Annotated in this window: 23 protein-coding genes and 1 tRNA gene; 16 read left to right on the top strand and 8 right to left on the bottom strand. The window is 43.0% G+C overall.

Annotation, left to right across the window (positions count from 1 at the left end; genetic code table 11):
- Positions 1 to 10: 10 nt before the first annotated feature.
- From waaF (CVU62_03120) to CVU62_03090, 7 genes are all read left to right on the top strand, one after another.
- Positions 11 to 1,081 (top strand): lipopolysaccharide heptosyltransferase II, encoded by a 1,071-nt coding sequence (gene waaF, locus CVU62_03120; protein PKN39203.1) that lies wholly within the window; start codon positions 11 to 13, stop codon positions 1,079 to 1,081.
- Positions 1,078 to 1,674, top strand: coding sequence for a D,D-heptose 1,7-bisphosphate phosphatase (locus tag CVU62_03115; protein PKN39202.1), 597 nt, complete (start codon positions 1,078 to 1,080; stop codon positions 1,672 to 1,674). Before waaF (CVU62_03120) ends, CVU62_03115 begins: the two co-directional genes overlap by 4 nt.
- Positions 1,675 to 1,808: 134 nt before the next feature.
- The gene (waaF, locus tag CVU62_03110) at positions 1,809 to 2,837 is read left to right on the top strand and encodes a lipopolysaccharide heptosyltransferase II (protein PKN39455.1); all 1,029 of its coding nucleotides are present in this window, start codon (positions 1,809 to 1,811) and stop codon (positions 2,835 to 2,837) included.
- Between the two features lie 3 nt (positions 2,838 to 2,840).
- Positions 2,841 to 3,011: a hypothetical protein gene (locus tag CVU62_03105; GenBank protein ID PKN39201.1), complete on the top strand. Its 171-nt coding sequence runs from the start codon at positions 2,841 to 2,843 to the stop codon at positions 3,009 to 3,011.
- 317 nt (positions 3,012 to 3,328) lie between these two features.
- Positions 3,329 to 4,576, top strand: coding sequence for a transcription termination factor Rho (gene rho / locus CVU62_03100; protein PKN39200.1), 1,248 nt, complete (start codon positions 3,329 to 3,331; stop codon positions 4,574 to 4,576).
- A 317-nt stretch (positions 4,577 to 4,893) separates the two neighbouring features.
- The gene (locus CVU62_03095; protein ID PKN39199.1) at positions 4,894 to 5,169 is read left to right on the top strand and encodes a 50S ribosomal protein L31; all 276 of its coding nucleotides are present in this window, start codon (positions 4,894 to 4,896) and stop codon (positions 5,167 to 5,169) included.
- A gap of 156 nt (positions 5,170 to 5,325) precedes the next feature.
- Positions 5,326 to 6,381 (top strand): peptide chain release factor 1, encoded by a 1,056-nt coding sequence (locus CVU62_03090; GenBank protein ID PKN39454.1) that lies wholly within the window; start codon positions 5,326 to 5,328, stop codon positions 6,379 to 6,381.
- A gap of 163 nt (positions 6,382 to 6,544) precedes the next feature.
- On the opposite strand, the gene CVU62_03085 is transcribed toward CVU62_03090, so the two are convergent.
- The gene (locus tag CVU62_03085; protein PKN39198.1) at positions 6,545 to 7,063 is read right to left on the bottom strand and encodes a hypothetical protein; all 519 of its coding nucleotides are present in this window, start codon (positions 7,061 to 7,063) and stop codon (positions 6,545 to 6,547) included.
- A 163-nt stretch (positions 7,064 to 7,226) separates the two neighbouring features.
- Between CVU62_03085 and prmC the strand changes: the two genes are divergently transcribed.
- From prmC to CVU62_03065, 4 genes are all read left to right on the top strand, one after another.
- Positions 7,227 to 8,078, top strand: a complete 852-nt coding sequence (gene prmC, locus CVU62_03080) for a peptide chain release factor N(5)-glutamine methyltransferase (GenBank protein ID PKN39197.1) — start codon at positions 7,227 to 7,229, stop codon at positions 8,076 to 8,078.
- Positions 8,079 to 9,326 carry a UDP-N-acetylglucosamine 1-carboxyvinyltransferase gene (gene murA / locus CVU62_03075; protein PKN39196.1) on the top strand — a complete coding sequence of 416 codons (1,248 nt, stop codon included), beginning with the start codon at positions 8,079 to 8,081 and terminating at the stop codon, positions 9,324 to 9,326. It abuts the gene before it with no gap.
- The gene (gene hisD, locus CVU62_03070; GenBank protein PKN39195.1) at positions 9,327 to 10,613 is read left to right on the top strand and encodes a histidinol dehydrogenase; all 1,287 of its coding nucleotides are present in this window, start codon (positions 9,327 to 9,329) and stop codon (positions 10,611 to 10,613) included.
- Between the two features lie 81 nt (positions 10,614 to 10,694).
- Positions 10,695 to 11,468 carry a hypothetical protein gene (locus CVU62_03065; protein ID PKN39194.1) on the top strand — a complete coding sequence of 258 codons (774 nt, stop codon included), beginning with the start codon at positions 10,695 to 10,697 and terminating at the stop codon, positions 11,466 to 11,468.
- A gap of 35 nt (positions 11,469 to 11,503) precedes the next feature.
- Here the strand turns inward: CVU62_03065 and CVU62_03060 are convergent, their stop codons facing one another.
- The 7 genes from CVU62_03060 to CVU62_03030 all read right to left on the bottom strand — a co-directional run bounded on the left by CVU62_03060 (position 11,504) and on the right by CVU62_03030 (position 15,903).
- Positions 11,504 to 11,950 carry a hypothetical protein gene (locus CVU62_03060; GenBank protein ID PKN39193.1) on the bottom strand — a complete coding sequence of 149 codons (447 nt, stop codon included), beginning with the start codon at positions 11,948 to 11,950 and terminating at the stop codon, positions 11,504 to 11,506.
- 204 nt (positions 11,951 to 12,154) lie between these two features.
- The gene (locus CVU62_03055) at positions 12,155 to 12,646 is read right to left on the bottom strand and encodes a GNAT family N-acetyltransferase (protein PKN39192.1); all 492 of its coding nucleotides are present in this window, start codon (positions 12,644 to 12,646) and stop codon (positions 12,155 to 12,157) included.
- Positions 12,647 to 12,649: 3 nt separating this feature from the next.
- Positions 12,650 to 13,099 (bottom strand): YhcH/YjgK/YiaL family protein, encoded by a 450-nt coding sequence (locus CVU62_03050; protein ID PKN39191.1) that lies wholly within the window; start codon positions 13,097 to 13,099, stop codon positions 12,650 to 12,652.
- 29 nt (positions 13,100 to 13,128) lie between these two features.
- Complete coding sequence (locus CVU62_03045; protein PKN39190.1) at positions 13,129 to 14,016, bottom strand: alpha/beta hydrolase; 888 nt, start codon at positions 14,014 to 14,016, stop codon at positions 13,129 to 13,131.
- Positions 14,017 to 14,111: 95 nt separating this feature from the next.
- Positions 14,112 to 14,528, bottom strand: coding sequence for a hypothetical protein (locus CVU62_03040; GenBank protein ID PKN39189.1), 417 nt, complete (start codon positions 14,526 to 14,528; stop codon positions 14,112 to 14,114).
- A 148-nt stretch (positions 14,529 to 14,676) separates the two neighbouring features.
- Positions 14,677 to 15,219 carry a flavin reductase gene (locus tag CVU62_03035; GenBank protein PKN39188.1) on the bottom strand — a complete coding sequence of 181 codons (543 nt, stop codon included), beginning with the start codon at positions 15,217 to 15,219 and terminating at the stop codon, positions 14,677 to 14,679.
- 69 nt (positions 15,220 to 15,288) lie between these two features.
- A complete protein-coding gene (locus CVU62_03030; GenBank protein ID PKN39187.1) occupies positions 15,289 to 15,903 on the bottom strand; it encodes a hypothetical protein in 615 nt (204 codons plus the stop codon).
- A 177-nt stretch (positions 15,904 to 16,080) separates the two neighbouring features.
- Between CVU62_03030 and CVU62_03025 the strand changes: the two genes are divergently transcribed.
- From CVU62_03025 to CVU62_03005, 5 genes are all read left to right on the top strand, one after another.
- The gene (locus CVU62_03025; GenBank protein ID PKN39186.1) at positions 16,081 to 17,676 is read left to right on the top strand and encodes an AAA family ATPase; all 1,596 of its coding nucleotides are present in this window, start codon (positions 16,081 to 16,083) and stop codon (positions 17,674 to 17,676) included.
- A gap of 380 nt (positions 17,677 to 18,056) precedes the next feature.
- Positions 18,057 to 18,131, top strand: a tRNA-Gly gene (locus tag CVU62_03020).
- A 265-nt stretch (positions 18,132 to 18,396) separates the two neighbouring features.
- Complete coding sequence (locus CVU62_03015; GenBank protein ID PKN39185.1) at positions 18,397 to 18,873, top strand: ribosome maturation factor RimP; 477 nt, start codon at positions 18,397 to 18,399, stop codon at positions 18,871 to 18,873.
- Positions 18,874 to 18,948: 75 nt separating this feature from the next.
- The gene (locus CVU62_03010) at positions 18,949 to 20,226 is read left to right on the top strand and encodes a transcription termination/antitermination protein NusA (GenBank protein PKN39184.1); all 1,278 of its coding nucleotides are present in this window, start codon (positions 18,949 to 18,951) and stop codon (positions 20,224 to 20,226) included.
- Between the two features lie 36 nt (positions 20,227 to 20,262).
- Positions 20,263 to 22,926 carry a translation initiation factor IF-2 gene (locus CVU62_03005; GenBank protein ID PKN39183.1) on the top strand — a complete coding sequence of 888 codons (2,664 nt, stop codon included), beginning with the start codon at positions 20,263 to 20,265 and terminating at the stop codon, positions 22,924 to 22,926.
- Positions 22,927 to 22,976: the final 50 nt, after the last annotated feature.

The raw sequence follows: 22,976 nt of genomic DNA, 5'->3' as shown, positions 1-22,976 counted from the left end.
GGGTAAATAATTGATACCTGGAAATACCAAAAAATTGCCACGTGAAGGCATAGATAAAATTTTAATTCGCGGTACCAACTGGATTGGCGATGCGGTCATGACCTTGCCGGCGGTGGCCTCCATCCGCGCCACTTATCCGAAAGCGCACATTGCCATGCTGGTAAAACCGTGGGTAGCTGATATTTATAAACATTTTTCAGACCTTGATGAAATTATCATTTATGAAAAAAAATTTGATAATCCGGCCGGAGTGTTTCAGCTTGCTCAAAAGCTCAAAGAGGGGAAATTCGATTTGGCGATACTTTTACAGAATGCCATCGAAGCCGCGATTATTGCTCTTGCGGCGCGAATTCCGCTACGCGCAGGTTTCGATTCCGATGCCCGTGGTCTTCTGCTGACTCATCGGGTACGGCTCACGGAAAAGATAAAGAAAGTTCATCAGATTGATTATTATCTGGAAATGGTCAAGGCCTTGGGTTGCGTTTCTGTTAATCGTGAAATTCATATGGAAACGAAAATAAATATTCTTGAGGCCGAAGATATTTTACGGAAATTTGTACCTGAAGAAACCAGGAAAACAATAATCGGCATTGCTCCCGGGGCCACTTACGGCCCGGCGAAAAAATGGTTTCCCGATAAATTTGCTTTAGTGGCGGACAGTCTCAGTGAAAAATTTTCCGCAAAGATAATTATAATGGGAGGAAAGTCAGACGGAGAGACGGCGCGGGAAGTTCAGAACTTAGCGCATGCCCGATTAATCAATCTTGCCGGTAAGACAACTCTGCGGGAAGCGATTTATTTAATTTCGCAATGTTCCCTGTTTATCAGCAATGATTCGGGATTAATGCACATAGCGGGGGCCCTGAATATTCCCACTATAGCAATTTTTGGTTCAACAAACCCTGTAACCACCGCTCCGGCAGGAGATAAATCGGTTATTGTTCGGAGGGAGGTACCCTGCAGTCCCTGTCTGAAAAAAAAATGCCCCACTGATTTCCGTTGCATGAAGTTGATTTCCGTGGAAGATGTTCTGCCGGTTGCTGAAAATCTAATTCAAAATAATCAGGGTTGTAAAACATGAAGAAAAATGTGGCCATTTTTTTGGATAGAGATGGAGTAATTAATGAAGAAGTAGGCTATCTGGACAATCTAGATAAGCTTAGAATAATTCCATGCGCTTATGAAGCTATCAAACTGATAAATGAAAGCGGAATGAAGGCTGTGGTCATTTCCAATCAGGCCGGTGTGGCCAAAGGGTTTTTTACAGAAGACTTTGTAAAAATAACAAATGAACATTTGCAAACTGCTCTGCGTCACAAAAAAGCATACATAGATAGTTTCTATTACTGCCCTCATCATCCCACTGAAGGAATAAAACCTTACCGGCAGAATTGCAACTGTCGTAAACCTGCTCCAGGCATGTTACTTAAAGCGGCTCAGGACTTAAATATCGATTTGACAAAATCTTACCTGGTGGGTGATAGATTCCGTGACATGGAAGCTGCTAAAAAGGTTGGTGTTAAAGGGGTATTGGTAAAAACAGGATATGGCAGTGAATTGCTGAAGGACGATGGTCCGGATAAGGCAACGCCGGAGAGCAAGCCGGCTTATATTGCCGCAGATATACTGGAAGCTGTAAAATGGATATTATCCCAAGTCGCATCCTGCGGCTAACTTTGCTGGCATAGCTTGCCCCGGCGCAGGCCGGGCGGGGTCGGCTTCCTCAACGTATACACAATACGTCTGCGGAGCCTCCTCTTTGCCGCCTCGTTATCCTTTGGATGCAACTCGGAATTAAAGGATGGAACGTGAATATACTGATCGTAAAACTCAGCGCGATAGGTGATGTAATTCATACCCTGCCTTCTCTTGCTGCTCTGCGCCGACTTTATCCTGAAGCTCACATAACATGGGTTGTGGAAGAAGCGGCGGCTGATTTAGTTAGAAATCACCCTTATCTGGACTCAGTATTAATTTCGCGGCGCAAAAGCTGGAGTAAAGACTTGCTTCGTGGCCAGTTCAGAAGTTCTTTGGACGAAATTCTAACGTTTACGAAAACTTTGCGGCAACGGGATTATGATCTGATTATTGATTTTCACGGTCTGTTTAAAAGTTCGATAATTGTTTTCTTGAGCCGGGGGAAAAGAAAAATAGGTTATGATTCCTGGCAGGAATTAAGCGGCTTATTTCTTAATGAAAAAATTCCTGAAGACATGAACAAGCATGCGGTTGACCGCTATCTGGATTTTCCACGTTATCTGGGAGCGAAGATCGACAGAGCTGAATTTGCTCTTCCTTCGAATAAGGAAGCAAAGGGGAAAGTATTACGTTTACTGGGCGAACATAATCTTGAAGATAAAAAATTTGTTGCAATTAACCCCATAGCTTTATGGGAAACGAAATTATGGAGCAATGAAAATTTTGCTTACTTAGCCGATTTAATTAATAATAAGTTACAAATGAAAGTTGTCTTTACGGGAAGCGAAAAGGAGCCAATCGAAAAAATAACTTCACTAATGAATACCGAATGTGTAAATTTAGGTGGCAAAACAACCTTGCTTGATCTTGCTTATTTGTATAAAAAAGCGCGAATGGTGATAACTACGGATTCAGGTCCCATGCACCTGGCCGTCGCAGTGGAAACTCCCGTTATCGCTCTTTTCGGGCCGACCGATCCGGCAAGAACAGGACCTTACGGTGCCGGACATACAATAATCAGGACAGAATTGCCCTGCAGTCCCTGTTTTTTAAAAAAATGCTCGACAAAACAGTGTATGAAGGATATTTCACCCCGGCAGATTTTTGCCGCCTTGGAAAAAAAATTAATAAAGGAGTAATAAATGCCTTTAAATAAAAAACTTTTGGAAATTATAATCTGTCCTAAATGTCATGGGAAAGTTCACTACGACGAAAAGCAAAACGGCATCATTTGTGATCAGTGTAAATTATTATATGAAGTAAAAGATGACATTCCTGTTTTGCTTGTAGAAGAAGCGAAAAAAATTTCATAATTTGAAGATGGGGCAACTGAAATTATAGTGCGTAAGCACTTCATATTATAAGCTTTTATCAAAAAAAATAAAATTGCTTGACAGTCGCTATAGATTAATATAAAAAGTTTAACACAACTAGTAAAAGGCTTTTAAAGCCCTATCCTTTGGAGCGTTTCACGTATTCAATAAGACAAATCGAGATTTAATCCGTAACAACTAAAAATCGTGACATCTTTTTGAGTTTCTTTAAAAATAATGCGGTAAAGCGACGATAAATATAATGTCAGGATAATGTTTTACGTTACCTGGTTAGACTTTAAAGTAAGGAAATATTTATGAACATTGAAGACATTAAGCGATTGCCTATCAGCGAGCTTAACGATTTAGCAAAAAAATTGGAAGTTCCGGGTGCCAGCGGAATGCGCCGTCAGGATTTGATTTTCGCTATCTTGCAGACGCAGGCGGAACAGAACGGTGTGATTTCCGGCTCGGGAGTGTTGGAAATTCTCCCTGATGGGTTTGGTTTTTTACGTGCCGTGGATTACAACTATTTACCCAGTCCGGACGATATTTACATTTCGCCTTCGCAGATCAGAAGATTTAATTTGAAAACCGGCGATACAATTTCCGGCGAAGTCCGTCCTCCCAAAGAAGGTGAAAAATATTTCGCCCTTTTAAAAGTTGACACCGTAAATATGGAAAGTCCCGAACAAGCCCGGGATAAGATTCTTTTTGACAACCTTACTCCTCTCTATCCTTTGGAAAAATTAAATCTGGAATTCGATCCGAAAAACTACTCTACCAGAACTCTAGATTTATTCGCGCCAATCGGCAAGGGGCAGCGCGCGCTGATTGTTTCTCCCCCCAGAGCCGGTAAAACAGTTCTTTTACAGGACATTGCTCACAGCATTGCCGCAAATCATCCGGAAGTGGTTTTAATGGTGCTGCTAATTGACGAACGGCCGGAAGAGGTCACGGATATGCAGCGTAGCGTTTCCGGTGAGGTAATCGCCTCCACGTTTGATGAACCGGCTTCTTTCCATGTGCAGGTAGCCGAAATGGTTATTGAAAAAGCCAAACGCCTTGTGGAGCATAAAAAAGATGTAGTAATTTTACTCGACAGTATCACCCGCTTGGCGCGAGCATATAACACTGTTGTACCGCCCAGTGGGAAAGTTCTTTCCGGTGGTGTTGATTCCAATGCTTTACACAAGCCTAAACGTTTCTTCGGTGCAGCCAGAAATATCGAAAACGGCGGCAGTTTGACGATTATTTCCACAGCTTTGATTGATACCGGAAGCAGGATGGATGAAGTCATTTTTGAAGAATTCAAGGGAACAGGCAACATGGAACTGCATCTGGATCGTCGTATTGCTGACCGCAGGATATTCCCCGCTTTTGATTTAATACGTTCCGGAACCAGAAAGGAAGAATTGCTCATTCCCAAAAACAATCTCAATCGAGTCTGGATCCTGCGCCGGTTGTTGCAGGAAATGAATCCTGTTGATGCCATGGAATTTATCATTGGCAAAATCAAAAAAACGGAAAATAATCAGGAATTTTTAGATTCAATGAACGCTTAACCAGTTGCATATTAGATGCTTATGATAATCAGCCGGAAATTATAAGCTAATAAAACCGGACAAATTTGTAATAGACTAATACCATTTCGATTTCAAAGGATAACGCGGCGGCAAGGAGGAGGCTCCGCAGGCGTATATGGAAATACGTTGAGGAAGCCGACGACGCAGCCAACAAAGTTAGCCAAAGAAAGCGAATTGGTATAATTTTCTTGAATTTTTGCCGCATATATTGTAAGGCAATCGAGCACTTTTAAAATAAAGTAAAAAACATTAATAATTAATTGTAGATAAATGCCAGGGAGGAAAGGATAAGAGACATGAAAGAAGGAATTCATCCAGAATATAAAGAAACGACGATCACTTGTGTTTGTGGTAACGTCATTGAAACGAGATCGACCAAAAAAGATATCAAGACAGAAATTTGTTCTAACTGCCATCCTTTTATCACAGGTAAGCAGAGGCTTGTAGATACGGCTGGTCGCGTCGAAAGATTCAAGAAGAAATACGAAGCCAAAGTAGAAAAGCCGCAGGTCAAAAAGACAACAACTACGGAAAATATTAAGGAAACACCCAAAAAAACAACAAAAAAATAGTTACGTAATTTCAATTTATGTTGCCGGTCTGATATTCTTTTGAATTCTGACCGGCCTTTTTTTGCAGGTGTTTTTCCGGCAGGGATGAACTTGTAAAGTTTTTTCTAAACCGACCCTTAATTGTACAAATTTACTTAAAGAAATAACATGGAAATCATACTGGATAAACTTAACGATATCGAACTACGTTACAGGGAACTGGAGGGACAACTTAGCGACCCTAAAATCGTTTCCAAGCAGGGACTTTATCAAAAATACGCCAAAGAACATGCTGACTTAAGAGAGTTGGTAGAGACTATACGTGAATATAATAACGTAAGAGGGCAGATAGAAGAATATGAAGTTTTGGCGGAAGGCGATGATGACCTAAAGGCGATTGTTAAAGAGGAAATGCCTCAATTAAAACAGAAGAAAAGCGATTTGGAAGAGAAGTTGAATGTTTTGCTTGTGCCCAAAGATCCAAATGACGACAAAAACGTTTTTCTGGAAATCAGAGCGGGCACCGGTGGAGATGAAGCAGGTCTTTTCGCCGGAGATTTGTTTCGCATGTACGCGAAGTACGCGGAAGCTCAGGGCTGGAAAGTGGAAGTGGTCAGCAGTTCGCCTGCCGGTGGTATGGGCGGTTTCAAGGAAATTATCGCGCAAATAGACGGGAAAGGCGCTTACAGTCGTCTGAAATATGAAAGCGGTGTTCATCGTGTCCAGCGTGTTCCGGTTACGGAGGCACAGGGACGCATTCACACTTCGGCGGTTACCGTCGCCATTATGCCGGAAGCGGAAGATGTGGAAATCAATATAGATCCCAATGAACTTCGTGTTGACGTTTATCGTTCCACCGGTCACGGTGGTCAGAGCGTCAACACTACGGATTCCGCTGTTCGCATAACTCATTTGCCGACAGGGCTTGTCGTGACCTGTCAGGATGAAAAATCACAGCTCAAGAACAAGAACAAGGCAATGAAGGTATTGCGGGCCAGGCTTCTGGACGCTGAGATTCAAAGGCAAGATGCCGAGCAGGCTCAGGCGCGCAAAAGCCAGGTGGGCAGCGGCGACCGCTCCGAGCGCATCCGCACCTATAACTTCCCGCAGGGGAGAATAACCGATCATCGCATCAATTTGACCCGTTACGACCTGGATAATTTCATCAACGGCAATATCGGCGCCATGATTGACGCTTTATCGTCGCATTATCAGGCTGAATCTTTAAAATAGGATTTTTTTGCAGATGACAAAAAGAGAGACCGTTGCTTTACGCAGGAAAGATAAAAGCGACTTTACAAAACATTTGATTATTTCCGGACAATTCGCCGCGGCGCAAAAATGATTTATCTAAATAAAAAAGTATAAAAAATAAGATTGTGAATAGATTTAAATGTTACTTTTCTTTATCTTTCTTGATTCCCTTGACTTCAGGAAATGTATGAGAAATGGCTTTTCTAAATACTGATTCATTAGTCTTGAACTTATTGATGATCAGGTCGGCAAATTTCCAGACGTTTAATCTTATTTCACGTTTATAAGCGTTTATTTTGTATACTTCCGGAATTCCGTTAAACTCGTCGGAAATATGAAAGAAATATTTTATTTGATTTTTCTTGTCGATGAATTTTTTTGGTGTTCCCTGGTGCTGAACTCCGTTTCTGTAAATAATCCAGAAGCAATTAAAATCTTCCAAACTAAGACCTAAATCTTTTGCTGCTTCAACTTTAAATTTTTCATCGTCTCTTTTGCCGGAAAGAGTGTCTGTTGAGGCACGATAATATCTTTCGCAAAGGAAAAGCGCGGCGGACAGGGCCAGAAAACCTCCGTCGCCTTCCGGAAGTTCTTTGAGTTTTTCAATCGGCTTGACAAACCAGCCATCGAATCGTTCCATAAGAGTAGCGCCCGGTTTCATAATTGTCCTCCCGGCAAATTGTTCCAAAGCTTGTTTGTAAGCTTAAAAAGTCAATTCCATTAAAATATTAATAGTTTGGATTTATAAACACTTGACATTTATTTTGCAACAATTTATTTTCAGGTATCCTTATATGGTTCCATTAAGTTCTTCAGGAAAAGCCATGGTCATTCACAAAATTATTAATGATGCCGTTCACGCTTTTGAAGCCGCGGGAATACCGTCGGCGAGATTGGATGCTGAAGTATTGCTTTCTTTTGTTCTTGGCTGTGACCGCCTGGAATTTTTAAAAAATCCGGAAATGAGTATCAGCGAAGTGCAGCTTTCCTCTTTTAGAAATCTCGTCGCTCGCCGGGTGCGATGGGAACCGGTGGCATATATCACCGGGCGCAAGGAATTCTGGACATTCACGCTGGAAGTAAACAAAGATGTTTTGATTCCCCGTCCGGATACGGAGATTATTGTTGAAGAAGCTTTGGAAATTTGCCGCAAAATAGATTCTGCAGATATAAATATTCTGGATATCGGCACGGGCAGCAGCGCCATTGCTCTGGCTCTGGCCACAGAAATTTCCAATGCCAGAATTGTTGCCACAGATATTTCCGCCGCCGCTTTAGCGCTGGCCAAAAAAAATGCCCGCGCTTTGAAACTGGATAATAAAATTGATTTTCTCCAGGGCAATTTGTTTGAACCGGTGGAAGGTATTTTTGATATAATTGTTTGCAATCCGCCCTATATTTCGGCCCAGGATTATGAGGAGCTTCCCGCAGGGGTAAAAGATTACGAACCGGCAATTGCTCTTTTGGCCGGTAAAAAGGGAACTGAATTTTACGAAAAGTTGATATATCAGGCGGCAGAATTCTTGCAAAAAAATGGTTGGCTTTTGATGGAAATTGGAGCTAAACAGGAAAAAACAGTTCGAGAGATTATCGAGGAATCCGGATTTTATGACAGCACCGAAATGCGTAAGGATTATGCCGGATTGCCGCGCGTAATAAGAACAAGGAGAAAATAAGTGGATAAGATAGTTATTAATGGAGGTAAATCACTCCATGGCAATGTTCAGATAAGCGGTGCTAAAAACGCGGCGCTGCCGGTTTTGGCCTCGGCATTGCTGACGGCAGGAACTAATACGTTTCATAATATTCCCGATTTGATGGATATTAAAACGATAAAAAAACTTTTATGCAGTATGGGAGCTCAGATTGAAGGTGAAGAAACTGTTAAAATTAATGTTGATAAAATCATCAACCATACCGCTTCTTATGATCTTGTAAAAACAATGAGAGCGTCAATTTTAGTTTTGGGACCACTTGTTGCCCGTGCGGGAGTGGCGCGAGTATCTCTTCCGGGAGGCTGTGCCATCGGCGCGCGGCCGGTCAATCTTCATCTCAAAGCATTGGAAGATATGGGCGCTCATGTCGAATTAAAAAGCGGCTATATTGAAGCAAAGGCTAAAAAATTAAAAGGCGCAGAAATTTATTTTGATCTGACCACTGTAACCGGCACCGAAAATATAATGATGGCGGCGACCCTGGCTCAAGGCACTACGGTGCTGAACAATGCCGCTCGTGAACCGGAAGTTGTTAACCTTGCAGATGTTTTAAAAAGCATGGGGGCTAAAATCAGCGGGGCGGGGACCGACGTAATAACGATTAAAGGCGTTACCTCTCTGAAACCGACTGAATCTGCAATTATTCCCGACCGGATTGAAGCGGGGACTTTTATGATTGCCGCAGGAATGACGCGAGGCGAAATAAATGTTATGGGCTGCAATCCTCATCATCTGGAAGCGTTAATCAATAAATTAAAAGATACCGGCATGAAAATTTCGGCAATTAAGAATGGACTGAAAGTATCCGCCGGAGAAAAAATAAACAGTGTTGATGTGAAAACTGTTCCTTATCCGGGATTTCCAACTGATTTGCAGGCACAGATGATGGCTTATATGAGTATCGGCAGTGGTTTGAGCGTGATTTCCGAAACCGTTTTTGAGAACCGGTTTATGCATGTCAGCGAATTGGTGCGCATGGGCGCTGATATTGTCATTCAGGGCGGCAACGCGATTGTCCGGGGCGTTCCCAAGCTGCACGGAGCGCAGACAATGGCCACGGATTTACGGGCTTCTGCTTCGCTGGTTCTGGCGGCGCTGGTTGCCGAAGGTACAACAGAAATTTCCCGCGTTTACCATATTGACCGTGGTTATCAGACAATAGAAAAGAAATTTTCCGCGTTGGGAGCGGATATAAAAAGGATAAAATAAATGAAGATAATCAAATCCAACGCTGCCGAGTTTAAAAAATTCTTTAGTCAATTGCGCCAGAGAGGTGGCGTTCATTCACAGGAACTCTTATCATCAGTGGCAAAGATTGTTAGCGCTGTCGCAGCCCGGGGAGATAAAGCTTTATTTAAATACACGGCGAAGTTTGACGGATATAAATTAAGCGATGCTACGGTGGAAGTAACACCTGCGGAAAAAAAGAAAGCGCTGGCACAGGTAAAAACGGAAGATTTAAAAGTTATCAAATTAGCGGCAAAGCGTATTGAAGATTATCATCGCCATCAGATAGCACAAGGCTATATGGTTAAGAAGGAAAACGGTGCTGAGTTGGGGCAGCGTATACTACCTCTAAGACGAATCGGAATTTACGCTCCGGGCGGTAAGGCATCTTATCCTTCAACAATTCTGATGGCGGCGATTCCGGCACGCATTGCCGGCGTGGAAGAGATTATTCTGGTCACTCCGGCGAGGGGAGGCCTTCTTAATCCACTGATTGCTGCAGCAGCCGAGGTAAGCGGAGTGAAACGCATATTTAAAATCGGCGGCGCGCAGGCGATTGCCGCGCTGGCTTACGGTACAAAAACTGTTCCGCAGGTCGACAAAATTGTGGGGCCGGGTAATGCCTATGTTGCCGCGGCGAAGAAATTGGTTTTTGGCCAGGTGGATATTGACATGATCGCTGGTCCCAGCGAGGTGATCGTCATTGCTGATAAAACTGCGAATGCTTCTTTTGCAGCGGCGGATATGCTGGCGCAGGTCGAGCACGATGAAATGGCGGCAGCGGTTCTTTTGACAACTTCTGAAGACCTGGCACGGGAGGTCTCTCTGGAAATTTACCGGCAAATGAGAACCTTATCACGGAAAGTAACAGCGGAAAAATCACTGACTAAATTCGGCGCGATTATTATTACACAGAGCATAGAAGAAGCTGTCGATATCGCCAATTCCTTTGCGCCGGAACATTTGGAATTAATGGTTAAAAACCCGAAGAAAATTCTGAATAGAGTAAGAAATGCCGGATCAGTTTTTCTGGGTTCTTTCACGCCGGAGGCATTGGGCGATTACCTGGCAGGTACTAATCATATTTTGCCTACTGGAGGCACAGCCCGTTTTTCATCTCCCCTGGGAGTCTATGATTTCTATAGACGAATGAGCGTTCTTTCCTTTTCTAAAGAAGCCTTTGATAAAATGAGTGTGCCCACTGCTCATTTCGCCCAAATGGAAGGACTGGATGCCCACGCCAAATCTGTTCTTGTCCGCGGCAAATAAAGGTCTGAATATTGTCTGTCATGCCCGCGCAGGCGGGCATCCAGTATTTAATCGGATATAGACGTGAAGAAATATTTATAAATGCAAAAGTCAAAAATCGATAAATACCCCTCTGTAAAAAAAGTAAGCGACGAAAAACGTATCGGCATGGTCAAAGAAATTTTTTCGACCATTACCGGTCGGTATGATTTTTTAAACCATTTTCTGAGCTTGCGCCGTGACGTCGCCTGGCGCCGTTTCGCCATTAAAAAGATGGTCTTCTTCAAGACCAAAAGATTTCTTGATATTGCCTGCGGGACGGGAGATTTATCCGTCAACGCCTGCCTTCAACACCGCGATATATTGGTCGACGGAATTGATTTTGTCTATCCGATGGTGAAGGCGGCAAACGAAAAGGCGAAGAATAAAAATCTTTCCGGCAGGATAAATTTTATGCAGGGAAATGCCCTAGAACTTCCTTTTAGCGAAAATTCCTTTGACGTTACGGCAATGGCTTTCGGGATCAGGAACATTCCTCAAAAAGCGGAAGCCCTCAAGGAGATGCTGCGAGTAACGACACCGGGTGGACAGATAATGATTCTGGAGATGACGTTTATTCAAAACCGCTTTTTTAAATTAGCTTACTATATTTATTTAAATTTCCTGCTCCCATTGATGGCCAGGGTATTTTCCAAAAACGCCGCCGCCTATTATTACCTTGCCGATTCCATCATGAACTTTCCAACGCCTGAAGAATTCGCCGCCTTTATGAGGGGAACCGGCATATCCGAAGTTGAAATATTCCCCCACACTTTCGGCATTGCCTGTCTGTATGTCGGAAAAAAACAGGAAACTGATTTTGCCATTACGGAGTGAAGCAAAGCCTTCTTTTTGTTAGGATTTACTTTAAATTATTCTTCGCCAAGAGATTCGAGGTCGGCAAGGTCTTTTTTACGGCCGGTTGCCCGTTTGTTGGTTATGTATTGTTCCTTGCCAAGGAAATGCACAGGAACATCTCCGTATAAACCTTCCTGCTTTCCTTTGTCCGCATCTTCCCATGTGACTCCGGTTATTGAAGTTATTATATCAATACGAACAGGAGGAACGCCGAGTTGAACAACCGCGTTAGGATTCTGAAAATCTTCAATTGTCAGGTTCAGAGAGCTGAAACCAAAATCAGCGAGGGCAGAAAGGATTTTTCTGGCGTTCTCGGGTGAAGAATGTACAAAGATATCAATATCAGCGGTAAAACGCGGCACTCCATAAAATGCGAGGGCATAAGCGCCGACAATCATGTATTCAACTTTATGCCCGTTGAATAACTCGAGCAATTCTTTGAAGTCTTTCTGTGCTTCCATAATATTGCTTTCTTAGATAATCCACGGTGGCAACACGTTCTTCTGCCGGACGGCTCAACCAGTACGAGAGATCATCCTGCGCAGATTGTTTGTTGTTAAGATTTTTTTTATGGACTATTTTTTTAATCATGCTTAATTATTATCATAAAATCATTGATATTAATACAATTCTTTTAACCTTCGTTTCGTATAATATTCCTGTTTTTACGGCAACTTATAAGACATGAAGGTAACGAGAAAAGGTAGATTGAGAAATTTCCTGCTTCCTCCCTCGGTGAATCCAATTTTTTTGTACCATTTCTTCAGTTCAATATGCTCGGCAATTATTCCAATGCTGACGCCATTGGCCCCGAGTTCTCCGGCTTTTGACAACACGTGATTAACCAGAGCTTTGCCTATGCCTTTCTGTCTGTGCTCGGGAAGAACGGCCAGCCTCTCCAGATAGCATACATTTGAGCTTGCCTTTTCGCAAGCTACACAACCGATAACTTTGTTTTCTATTTCCAGAACGAAATATATGACGCCTCGTTCAATGTCGTACCTGATCCAGTTATTCGTGCAGTTGGATGGATGGCGAGGGGCGTTATCCGGTGTCAGGCCGAAACGCTCGGCCACATCCCGAAATGCTTTCCGGATGGTCTCTGTTAATATTCCTGTATCTTCTTGTGTGCAGGTGCGTATTTTAAAATTCGGCATCTTTCATTTAACGGCGATCTTTACAACGACTTTGTGGATCTGGCCTGAAGAGATCAGTGGCATGTGCGCATCTTCCGGGAAGAAAATCACAAACGTTCCACTTTTAGTTGATATCCAGGCATCCGGTTCGTCCGTAAAAATCTGCTCATCATTTTTTTGATCGTATTTCCCGAATGGATGTTTACACAATGACTTGGGCTTCCATCCCATCTCATCGATCCCTGTCAGGACCAATTGTATATCAATGTATTTTTCATGTGTTTCGAGCAGGGCATCCTCTTTCCTGCGGCCATGATCCTTAGATACCATCGCATAGATGCTCTCTGCGTCTATCTCATATTTCTCTACCGGCAGTTCCTTCAGATCCGGGCGCAGAAGAAAATCAAATGCTTTTGCAAACCCCTTGTGCAAGCTAAGATATCGGTGTGCATTCTCAAGTGTGTCTAAAATCATATCGTTTCCCTCCTTTATTTCTATTTATTTCAAAGGTTGGCTTGCACAGCATTCTTAGAAATGGCGTCTACCATTTGGGCCCAAACCCCTTTTGGCATGTCATGCCCCATTCCATTAATTATCAATAATTTTGCTCCCGGTATTACGTAAGCTGTATCTTTTCCTCCCTCGACCGGTATCAGCGGATCGTCAGCCCCATGAATTACAAGTGTTGGAACAGCAATTGTTGAAAGCGATGGTCTTCTATCGCCATTGGCAAGAAGGGCTATGTTTTGACGTGCCATTCCCTGCGGGTAGTATGAACGATCATAGCTTTTTTCCATAAACGTTCGAGCTCTGGTTTCCTCAAATGGAAATCCGGGACTCCAAATCTTCCGCCATATATTCATCATATGTTCAACAAAAGCTTTGCGTTCCGCAGGTGCAGGCGCTAGAAGAGCAGCTATTGTTTCCGGTTTCGCCTGTGGAAGATCAGGATTTCCTGTAGTCGACATTATTGAAGTCAGACTCAGAACATGTTTTGGATGTCGATAGGCGATAACCTGAGCTATCATACCGCCCATGGAGGCGCCGCATATATGCACCTTCTCGATGCCTAAAGCATTAAGCAAACCAACGGCGTCATCTGCCATATCGTCAAGAGTATATGCTGATTCCACAGGCTTACCTGCCATTAAAGCTTTGATTGCAGCCGGAAAGTCAGGAATTCCTGCTTCTTCAAATTTTGTCGAAAGACCGGCATCCCGGTTGTCAAACCGAATCACATAGTAACCTTTTTTTACTAACAACTCGCAGAATTCGACCTCCCAAAATAACAGTTGAGCACCATTACCTGCAATTAATAATAATGCAGGAAATGAACTGTCACCGAAAGTATCATATTCAATTTGGATTCCATTAGCTGTCACATTAGGCATGGCTTACTCCTTTTCCTGCTCATATCATGCATTACTATATTTATCTCGACCCACAACGTTTGAGCTCAGGCCGCGGCCCGTCAGGGCCGGCGCGCTTACAGTGAATTGTTAACGGAATGCGCGCTGAAGCCACGCGTCTTTGCCGCAAGCGCAGGGGCGAATAGCATGAACATCATTCCAAAGATCATGAGCCGGCCCTCTACTACGTTATAGTCGGAGAAAATGCGCTCCTGCGAATAGCCAAACGCCAAACCGAGGCTCACCTCAAAAATGGCCATGAGCACCATCCAGAACGCACCAACCTTTAACTGTTCAGAAAACGTTTTCGCACCTATCCAACGTATACAAGCCCATGCAATGGCAAAAATGATGAGACATCCGACCAGCATGCCAACTTGGTGCGCTCGTAAGTCGCCTATCATTGGTAATATAAAGATCCTTCGGAAAATTCCATGGATTGATTCTGCAACCGCAATAAAGAACCATGTTGCGAAAGCCCTTGACCATTTCATCGGAAGTTCCTCTTTATGCTAACACCGGAGTTAAGCGGTCGCGCGTAGTGCGTTCCGCTTGAGCGACTTGTTAGGCGTGCTGTGCAGGCAGCGCAATCCTGACGAATAAGATTCAGCGACAACGTAAGCCATTGCATGTAGTTTATGTTTAGAGAACATTTGGAATTTTGGATGCCATCATTTTTTTTCGGTTTAGCTTGCGCCCATCTACGATAAATGTGCCATCACCAACTGCGTGAATAGTTCGTTTCTCTTTGCGTGAGGAGTCAAAGTATGCTGCAACGGCCTCCAGAACGACAATATTGTGTTTTTTGACTATGTCGATGACCTTACACTCGATATTCGCCAGACATTCTTTTATCAATGGCGCTTTGACTTTTTTACCCTTCACGGGTGTCAGCCTGAATTTGGCAAATTTATCCGTATCGGCACCGGAGCATGTTCCTATTCCAACGACTTTATCAAGCATGTCCACCGTAGGAATTGCAATAACACACTCCTTTGTTTTCCGAAGGGCAGCGAAGGAATAATTCCACTCTCCGGTGGTTATGGCAAATACTGGCGTGAAATCCAAAACCATTGTCCACGAGATCGTCATGATGTTATTTTTCTTCCCATCATTTGTTGTGATAAGGACAACAGGCCCCGACTCTATCAATGTAAAAGCTTTATTTAGGTTCAGTTTTTTCATACGGACAAGACCTTAACCTTATTTACGAAAAAATCAGCCGGAGCGTAGCGATCGGGTGTATTGATCTTGTTATGGTTCGTTTTTTGTTAAATTATGCATTAAAGAAACATGAACTTTACCATCATCTTTTGACTTCATTAATACCCATAGTTGTAAATGACTATCTATTAGCTGAATTTGATGATGATTGAGCAGCTTAATTATTTTTGCATTCCATTCAGGAACTAAATTATCAAACTCGTCTAAGTTAACTAATGAACCATATGGATTTGAAGAATGAATAACTTCACTACATTTATCGTAAACATAAGGAAATTCTTCCTTTGTCAGGAAACCACTTTCGATTAATATAAGTTCTGATACTTTGCCAGTAGTATTATCAATAACTTGCTTACTAGGAACTGGGTAAAACTGTGGGTTAATTTTTTCAATATCTTCAAGAATTTTCTTCGCTTTCCAATGACTAAAAAATTTATTATATTGTTTTGCGTATTCTGTTTTATTAGCGGCTATAGAGGCCAATGCAATTAATTCTAGTATTTTGCGAATTTGAAGGCAGCAAAATTCTCTATTTGTGGCTTGATATGCCGTGGAGTATTTTTTATTAAGTATAGTAGTAATTGCATGAGTTCTTTTTTTAATTTCTTCCATACATTTACAATATTTAATCATGTCATCGTTCATAGGTTATTTTACCCTAACAATTAATATACGTGTTACTTTATATACCGTCTTGAAACAAACTCTTTTTTTTGAACGATATATTTTTTACACGAATATTTATTTAAAATCAAAGAATTATTATTGAAGTATTGCGTAATAAGTGCTTATTGTCTGGCACATTAAATAGCGGGAAAAACAATGACAAAAAAATCCAAACCCGTCGAAATAGATTTCAATCCTGAGTTCCAGAGCGCACTGCATATAATGGAAGAGACGGATAAAAATATCTTCATCACGGGTCGGGCCGGCACCGGCAAATCAACTCTGCTGAATTACTTCCGCGACAACACGGAAAAAAACGCCGTTATTCTGGCGCCGACGGGCGTTGCCGCCGTTAATGTGGGCGGGCAGACAATTCATTCTTTTTTCCATTTCAAACCCAATGTTACTGTGGCCGCCATTAAGAGAAAAAAGGCAACCGGCAAAGAAAAGACATCTATCTACAAAAAGTTAAAAACCATTATTATTGATGAAGTCTCCATGGTGCGGGCTGATCTGCTGGACTGTGTTGATAAATTTCTGCGGCTGAACGGCCCCGATTCCAAACGCCCTTTCGGCGGCGTGCAGATGATTTTTATCGGCGATTTTTATCAGTTGCCGCCGGTGGTTTCCAGTGCGGAGCGGGAAATATTCCGTTCGCATTATGCCAGTCCGTTTTTCTTTAGCGCCAAAGTATTCCCGCAGTTGGAACTGGAATTTATCGAATTGGGAAAAGTTTATCGCCAGAAGGATGAGGAATTTGTCCGCCTGCTCAACACTATCCGCAATAACTCCATCACGGATGAGGATATTGCTCTGTTCAATCAGCGCTGTAATCCTTCTTTTGAAGTTTCTGCCGATGAATTTTATATTTCGCTGACCAGCACAAACGATATGTCTGATCTGATAAATGAAAACCGGCTGGCTCAGTTGCCCGGCAAAATATGGAAAGCGCAAGGTCTGGTTGACGGAGAGTTCGGCAAAGAATCCATGCCGACAGCGGTCGATTTGAAACTTAAAAAAGGCGCGCAGATTATGATGCTAAATAACGATTCCTACGGGCAGTGGATTAACGGAACAATCGGCAAGGTGAAAAAATTTGAAAAGGACGATGACGGAGAAGATGTAATCGTGGCCGAACTGGATAATGGTGAAACGGTGCAAATTTCTCCGTACACTTGGAAAATCTATAAATTCTTTCTCAAAAATGAGGAACTGCGCTCGGAAGAGGTCGGGTCTTTCCGCCAGTATCCGGTGCGGCTGGCTTTTGCCGTGACCATTCACAAAAGCCAGGGTAAAACATTTGAAAAGGTTGTCATTGACGTGGGACGCGGCACTTTCGCTCATGGGCAGATGTATGTGGCTCTCTCCCGCTGCACAACTCTGGAAGGTATCGTCCTGAAACAACCCTTAAAGAAAAATCATATTATGATGGATTGGCAGGTGGTCAAATTTTTAACCGGCATGCAGTACGCCAAAGCCGCGCTTACCTGCAGCCGCGAGGATAAACTTAAGATGCTGGCCGCGGCGATTAAAGAAAAACAAACCGTCGAGATTGTTTATCTTAAAGCAAAAGATGAAAAATCAAAACGGATAATCCGGCCGGTGGTGATAGAAGATATGGAATACAACGGACATTCGTTTTTGGGATTGGGAGCCTATTGCCTGGAGCGCAATCAAAAACGCGTCTTTAACGTGGATCGGATTCTGGAAATCTGTATAGCACCGGATGATGAATCCGTAAAAAATCACTGAGATGTAATTCACGCCTTCGAGACTGTGTCGCAATTGCAAATATTAATTGTACGTAATGAGTAATGTCCCCCGCTGGCGGGGGCAGGGGGTGGAAATTTTTGAGACATACCTAGCATTGGTCAGTTACGCATTACGTGAATTTTATCCACCTCCGTCCCGATGATTCATCGGGACACCTCCGCCAGCGGAGGATATTAAATGGCAATATTTTGCTGGTTCAAGCTTGTAGCTTGAACCGAAATGTTTTGGAGCAATCAACATGATTGCTCCAGCTTAATCTCACTATCAGCGAGTCTCAAATCCCATTCGCTTCGCTCAGGGATAATTCCACACTCCAATTCCGCTGCGCTTCGCTTTCGGAATTGGAGTGTCATTAAAGAGCGGGCGTAATTCAGTGGTAGAATGTCAGCTTCCCAAGCTGGACGTCGCCGGTTCGAGCCCGGTCGCCCGCTCCATTAATGAGTCCCAAGTTTCAGAAGCGTAGCGTGTTGAAACTTGCTGGACGAATTATCCAGCATAGCAGGGTAAATAAAACTCACTGACTATATGAATCGTTAGTTAGCGGAGGGGGATATTTGTCCCCGTGATTAACCACTTAGCAGCTTTTAGACCGTAGAAATAATACTTGCATTGCCAATTATAGTGTGGTAGCTATTTTTCAAACCATCGATATGAATTGATGAGTGGGCCCATGCCCACTTTTTTATTTTCTGAGCAATTATGGATTATGATGTAAAAGAAAAAATCCGGCAGTTAGCCGAGCCGGTTGTTATTTCAGAAGGAATGGAATTGATTCACGTGGAATGCATAAAAATGCATACGCGTTGGATTATCCGGCTTTTTCTGGATAAGGAAGGCGGCATTAATATTGATGATTGTGCGAATGTCAGCAATCAGTTAGGCGATATTTTCGATATTCGTGAAGTAATTAACGGTGCTTACACACTAGAAGTTTCTTCCCCCGGTATTGACAGGCCGATATCGCGCGATCAGGATTTTGTAAAATACAAGGGTTCCAGAGTAAATATTAAAACAAACGTAAAAGTTGAAGGGATGAAGAATTTTCACGGCATTCTTTCGGATTATGTAGAAGAGAATGGCCGAAAAATGGTTTTAATTGATATTTCCGGGAAAATTTACCGGATTCCTCAAAATGATGTCAGTAAAGCCAATCTGGCAATGCCTGATAAATTATAAATATTAAGTAATGAATTAATGCCGGCAGGCAGAAATTCTGCGATGTATAAGTTAAAGAAAGGGAGGATTTTGTAAATGTTACTACCAGAACTTAAACGTCTGATTGAACAGATGGGTAAGGACAAGGGTATAAATAAAGATATTATTACCGGTGCGCTCGAAGCGGCAATGCTTACGGCTGCAAGTAAAAAGCTTGGACAAAACGTTGATATAGAAGCTCATTACAACGATGAAACCGGAGAAATTGAAGTTTTCCAATTCAAAACCGTTGTCGATAAAGTCGTTGATCATGAAACACAAATTTCTAAAGAAGAAGCGAGAGAAAAACTCGATGAAGGAGCTGAGCCCGGTGACAGTCTGGGAATGAAAATCGAAACCAGTTCCTTTGGGCGCATTGCCGTGCAAATGGCCAAACAAATAATTATTCAGAGAGTTAAAGACGCGGAATGCGACAATATTTATGAAGAATATAAAGACAGAAAAGGCGAATTGGTAAATGGCTTTGTCCAAAGATTTGAAGGCGGCAATATCATTGTCAATTTAGGACGCGCGGAAGGTGTTGTGCCTCCGACGGAACAAATTCATCGGGAAACTTATAAACGCGGAGAAAGAATCCGCTCGTATATTATTGATGTAAAGAAGAATTCCAAGGGGCCGCAAATCATAATGTCCCGCACGCATCCGGCATTTTTAAAGGCGCTTTTCGAAGTGGAAGTTCCGGAAATTTCGGAAGGGCTTATCGACATTGTCAATGTAGCCCGGGAGCCGGGTAAAAGAGGGAAAATTTCCGTCAGATCCAAAGACAAGGATATCGATCCTGTGGGCGCATGCGTTGGTATGAGAGGTTCACGAGTGCAGAGTGTCGTGCAGGAATTGCGCGGCGAGAAAATAGATATTATTCCTTACAGCGAGGATGCGGCTAAATATGTAAGCAGTTCCTTATCGCCCGCCAAAGTTAGCAGGGTGTTTATTGATGATGACAACCGAACGATGACGGTTATTGTCCCCGATGACCAACTCTCTCTGGCCATCGGTAAGAACGGGCAAAATGTCCGGCTGGCGGTTAAGCTCACGGGTTGGAACATTGACATGAAGAGTGAAACGATGGCCGTTGCTAAACAGGAAGAACAAGAAGGACAAAGTGAGCTGACAAAAATCACGGGAATTGGGCCGGCTATGGCGGAGAAGCTCTTCAGTAAAGGTATCAAGAGTATTGCCATGCTTGCAGTAGCAGAACCCGAGATACTGTCTTCAATCCCCGGTATTAGCGAAAAGGCTGCTCAACAATGGATTGAAACGGCAGGGCAAATATTAATTGAAGAAGCCGTCAATAATAAACAAAATAATTTATAATCTTAGAACCAAGAAATTTAATATGGAGTTTCGCGCATGCCGAAAAAGCGAGTTCATGAAGTAGCCAAAGAGCTGGGCTTGGAAAATAAAGTGCTGATTGCTCATCTGGAAAAAATTGGCATTGCTGTTAAAACCGCTTCCTCTTCTTTGGACGAGAGCGAAGTGGAAAGAATAAAAAAAGCGTTGTTGGCTACTGAACATCGCGAAACCGTGGAAGAGAGAATAAAATCAACGGTAATTAGGCGTCGTACCGTCCGCACTTTCATTGAGGCGCCAGTCGAAGAAGTTCCTGAGAAAAAAGAAGAACAACCGGAGACGGTTTTGGCAGAAAAACCGGAGGAAGTACCTTCAAAACAACCGACGGAAAAAACTGATAAAGTTAAAAAAGAAGAGCCGCCTGAAACTCCTGTTTCTGAAATCGAGGCAGTTTCCGCTCAACCCAAAGAACAAGCGCCAAAAGGTGAAAAAACAACTCAGCACAAAGAGCAAACTCATCCTAAAGAACAAATACCGAAAGTTGAAACAACAGCGCCAATTAACGTCCCGCCAACGGCCGCGGCGCCAGCAGCACCGGCAGTACCAGATAAAACTGTGGCGGAGAAAATTAAACATCCGCCACTCGTTCCTGCAAAGCCGGCGGTAGTTACTAAACATAAAATAATCCAGTCGGAAACAAGCAAGGCATTTCCACCAAAAGCCCCTCTAAAACCCGGCGAAAAAATAGCCATTCCTCTGCCGGAAAAACCGAAGAAGAAAGGCAAAGCCACGGTCGAGGTGTTTATTGAAGAGGAAAAAGTAGTACCTCTCCGCAAGATTTTAGAGAAAAAAATAGAAAAGAGATTACAAAAGCATAATGAAGAAGATGAAGTAAGTTTTGTCAAATGGCGGGACAGCAAAAAAGTTGTTCCTACCAAAATGAAAAAGACAGAAATTACCGTTCCGAAGGCAATTAAAAGGCGTATCAAGGTTGGAGAAACAATTGCAGTTGGTGATTTAGCTAAAAGAATGGGAGTTAAGGTAAGCGAAGTAATCAACAAATTGATGGCTATGGATGTTATGGCCACCATTAATCAAGCTATAGATTATGACATTGCCACAATTATAGCAAATGAATTCGGTTTCCAGGTTGAACAGGCGAACTTGGAATTTAACGAATCCATGTTAAAAACTTCAGACGTTCCGGCAAACCTCAAACCGCGGGCTCCGGTCGTGACTATTATGGGGCACGTTGATCATGGGAAAACTTCCCTTTTAGATGTAATAAGGCAGTCAAATGTAATTGATGGCGAAGCTGGTGGAATTACACAGGCTATTGGTGCTTATCACGTTCACATCAATGGACGCGACATAGTTTTTCTGGACACGCCTGGCCATGAAGCATTTACAGCAATGCGGGCGCGTGGAGCACAGGTAACCGATATAGTTGTTTTGGTTGTGGCCGCCGATGATGGCGTAATGGGACAAACCATTGAAGCCATTAATCACTCCAAGGTTGCCGGGGTGCCGATTATTGTGGCGATAAACAAAATTGATAAGCCCGGCGCTGACCCCGAAAAAATAAAACAATCTCTCATGGAACACGGTCTTTTATCCGAACAATTGGGAGGTGAGACAATTTTCTGCGAGGTTTCCGCTAAAAAGAAAATTAATATTGAAGAATTGCTGGAGATGATCTTACTGCAAGCCGATGTTATGGAGTTAAAAGCCGATCCGGATCTTCCGGCGCGCGGTATTATTATTGAGGCTAAATTGGATCGCGGCCGCGGTCCTGTAGCGACGGTTTTAATTCAGGAAGGAACGCTCAGAGAAGGCGATTCCTTTGTTTCTAAAACTGAATTTGGCCGTGTGCGGGCGATGATTAATGATCAGGGACGACGCATCAAAGAAGCCGGACCTTCCATGCCGGTGGAAGTAATCGGGTTTTCCAGTGTCCCTCAAACCGGGGCGGAATTTTTCTGCGTTGAAGATGAGAAGAAAGCGCGTGGCATTTCCGATTATTGGTTGAGAAAAATAAGAGAAAAAGAAATATCCAGTTTTTCTAAAGTTACTTTAGATCAGCTCTATCAAAGAATAAAAGAAGGTGTAAAAGACTGCAATGTAATTATCAAGGCCGACGTGCAAGGGTCAATAGAGGCGATTTCCGATGCTTTGAATAAACTTTCGACGGATGATATAAAACTAAAAATTATCCATAGTTCCACCGGCGCTATCAGCGAAACGGATGTCATGCTGGCCTCCGCTTCCGGGGCAATTATTATCGGATTTAATGTGAGACCCGACGCGCGGGTAGTGGAAATTGCCCAGCAGGAAGGCGTAGAAATCAAGCTCTATGATATTATTTACAATGTTATTTCCGATGTACGGGCAGCGATGGAAGGTCTGCTGGAACCGGAATATAAAGAAATCGTTCAGGGACGGGCGGAAGTACGTGAGCTTTTCAAAGTGCCTAAAGTCGGCACTATTGCCGGATGCCTGGTAACCGACGGAAAGATTACGCGTTCAGGAAACCTGAAACTTGTCCGTGACAGTGTGGTGGTTTTCGATGGTAAAATTATGTCATTGAAGAGATTCAAGGATGATGCCAGAGAAGTGCAGGCTGGTACTGAATGCGGCATCAGCATTGAAGGATTTAACGATATTCACCTGGGTGATGTAATTGAATCTTATATAACAGAAACACTGGAAAAGAAGTTGGAGTAAAATGTTTAGATACGTTAGTTTGCTTATCAACATTTGACTATTCTGATTTT

The organism is Deltaproteobacteria bacterium HGW-Deltaproteobacteria-2, from assembly GCA_002840505.1.
Lineage (GTDB): Bacteria > Desulfobacterota > Syntrophia > Syntrophales > Smithellaceae > Smithella.
Note: the sequence above shows the minus strand (reverse complement) of the source record. Positions and strands in the feature narration are given on the sequence as shown.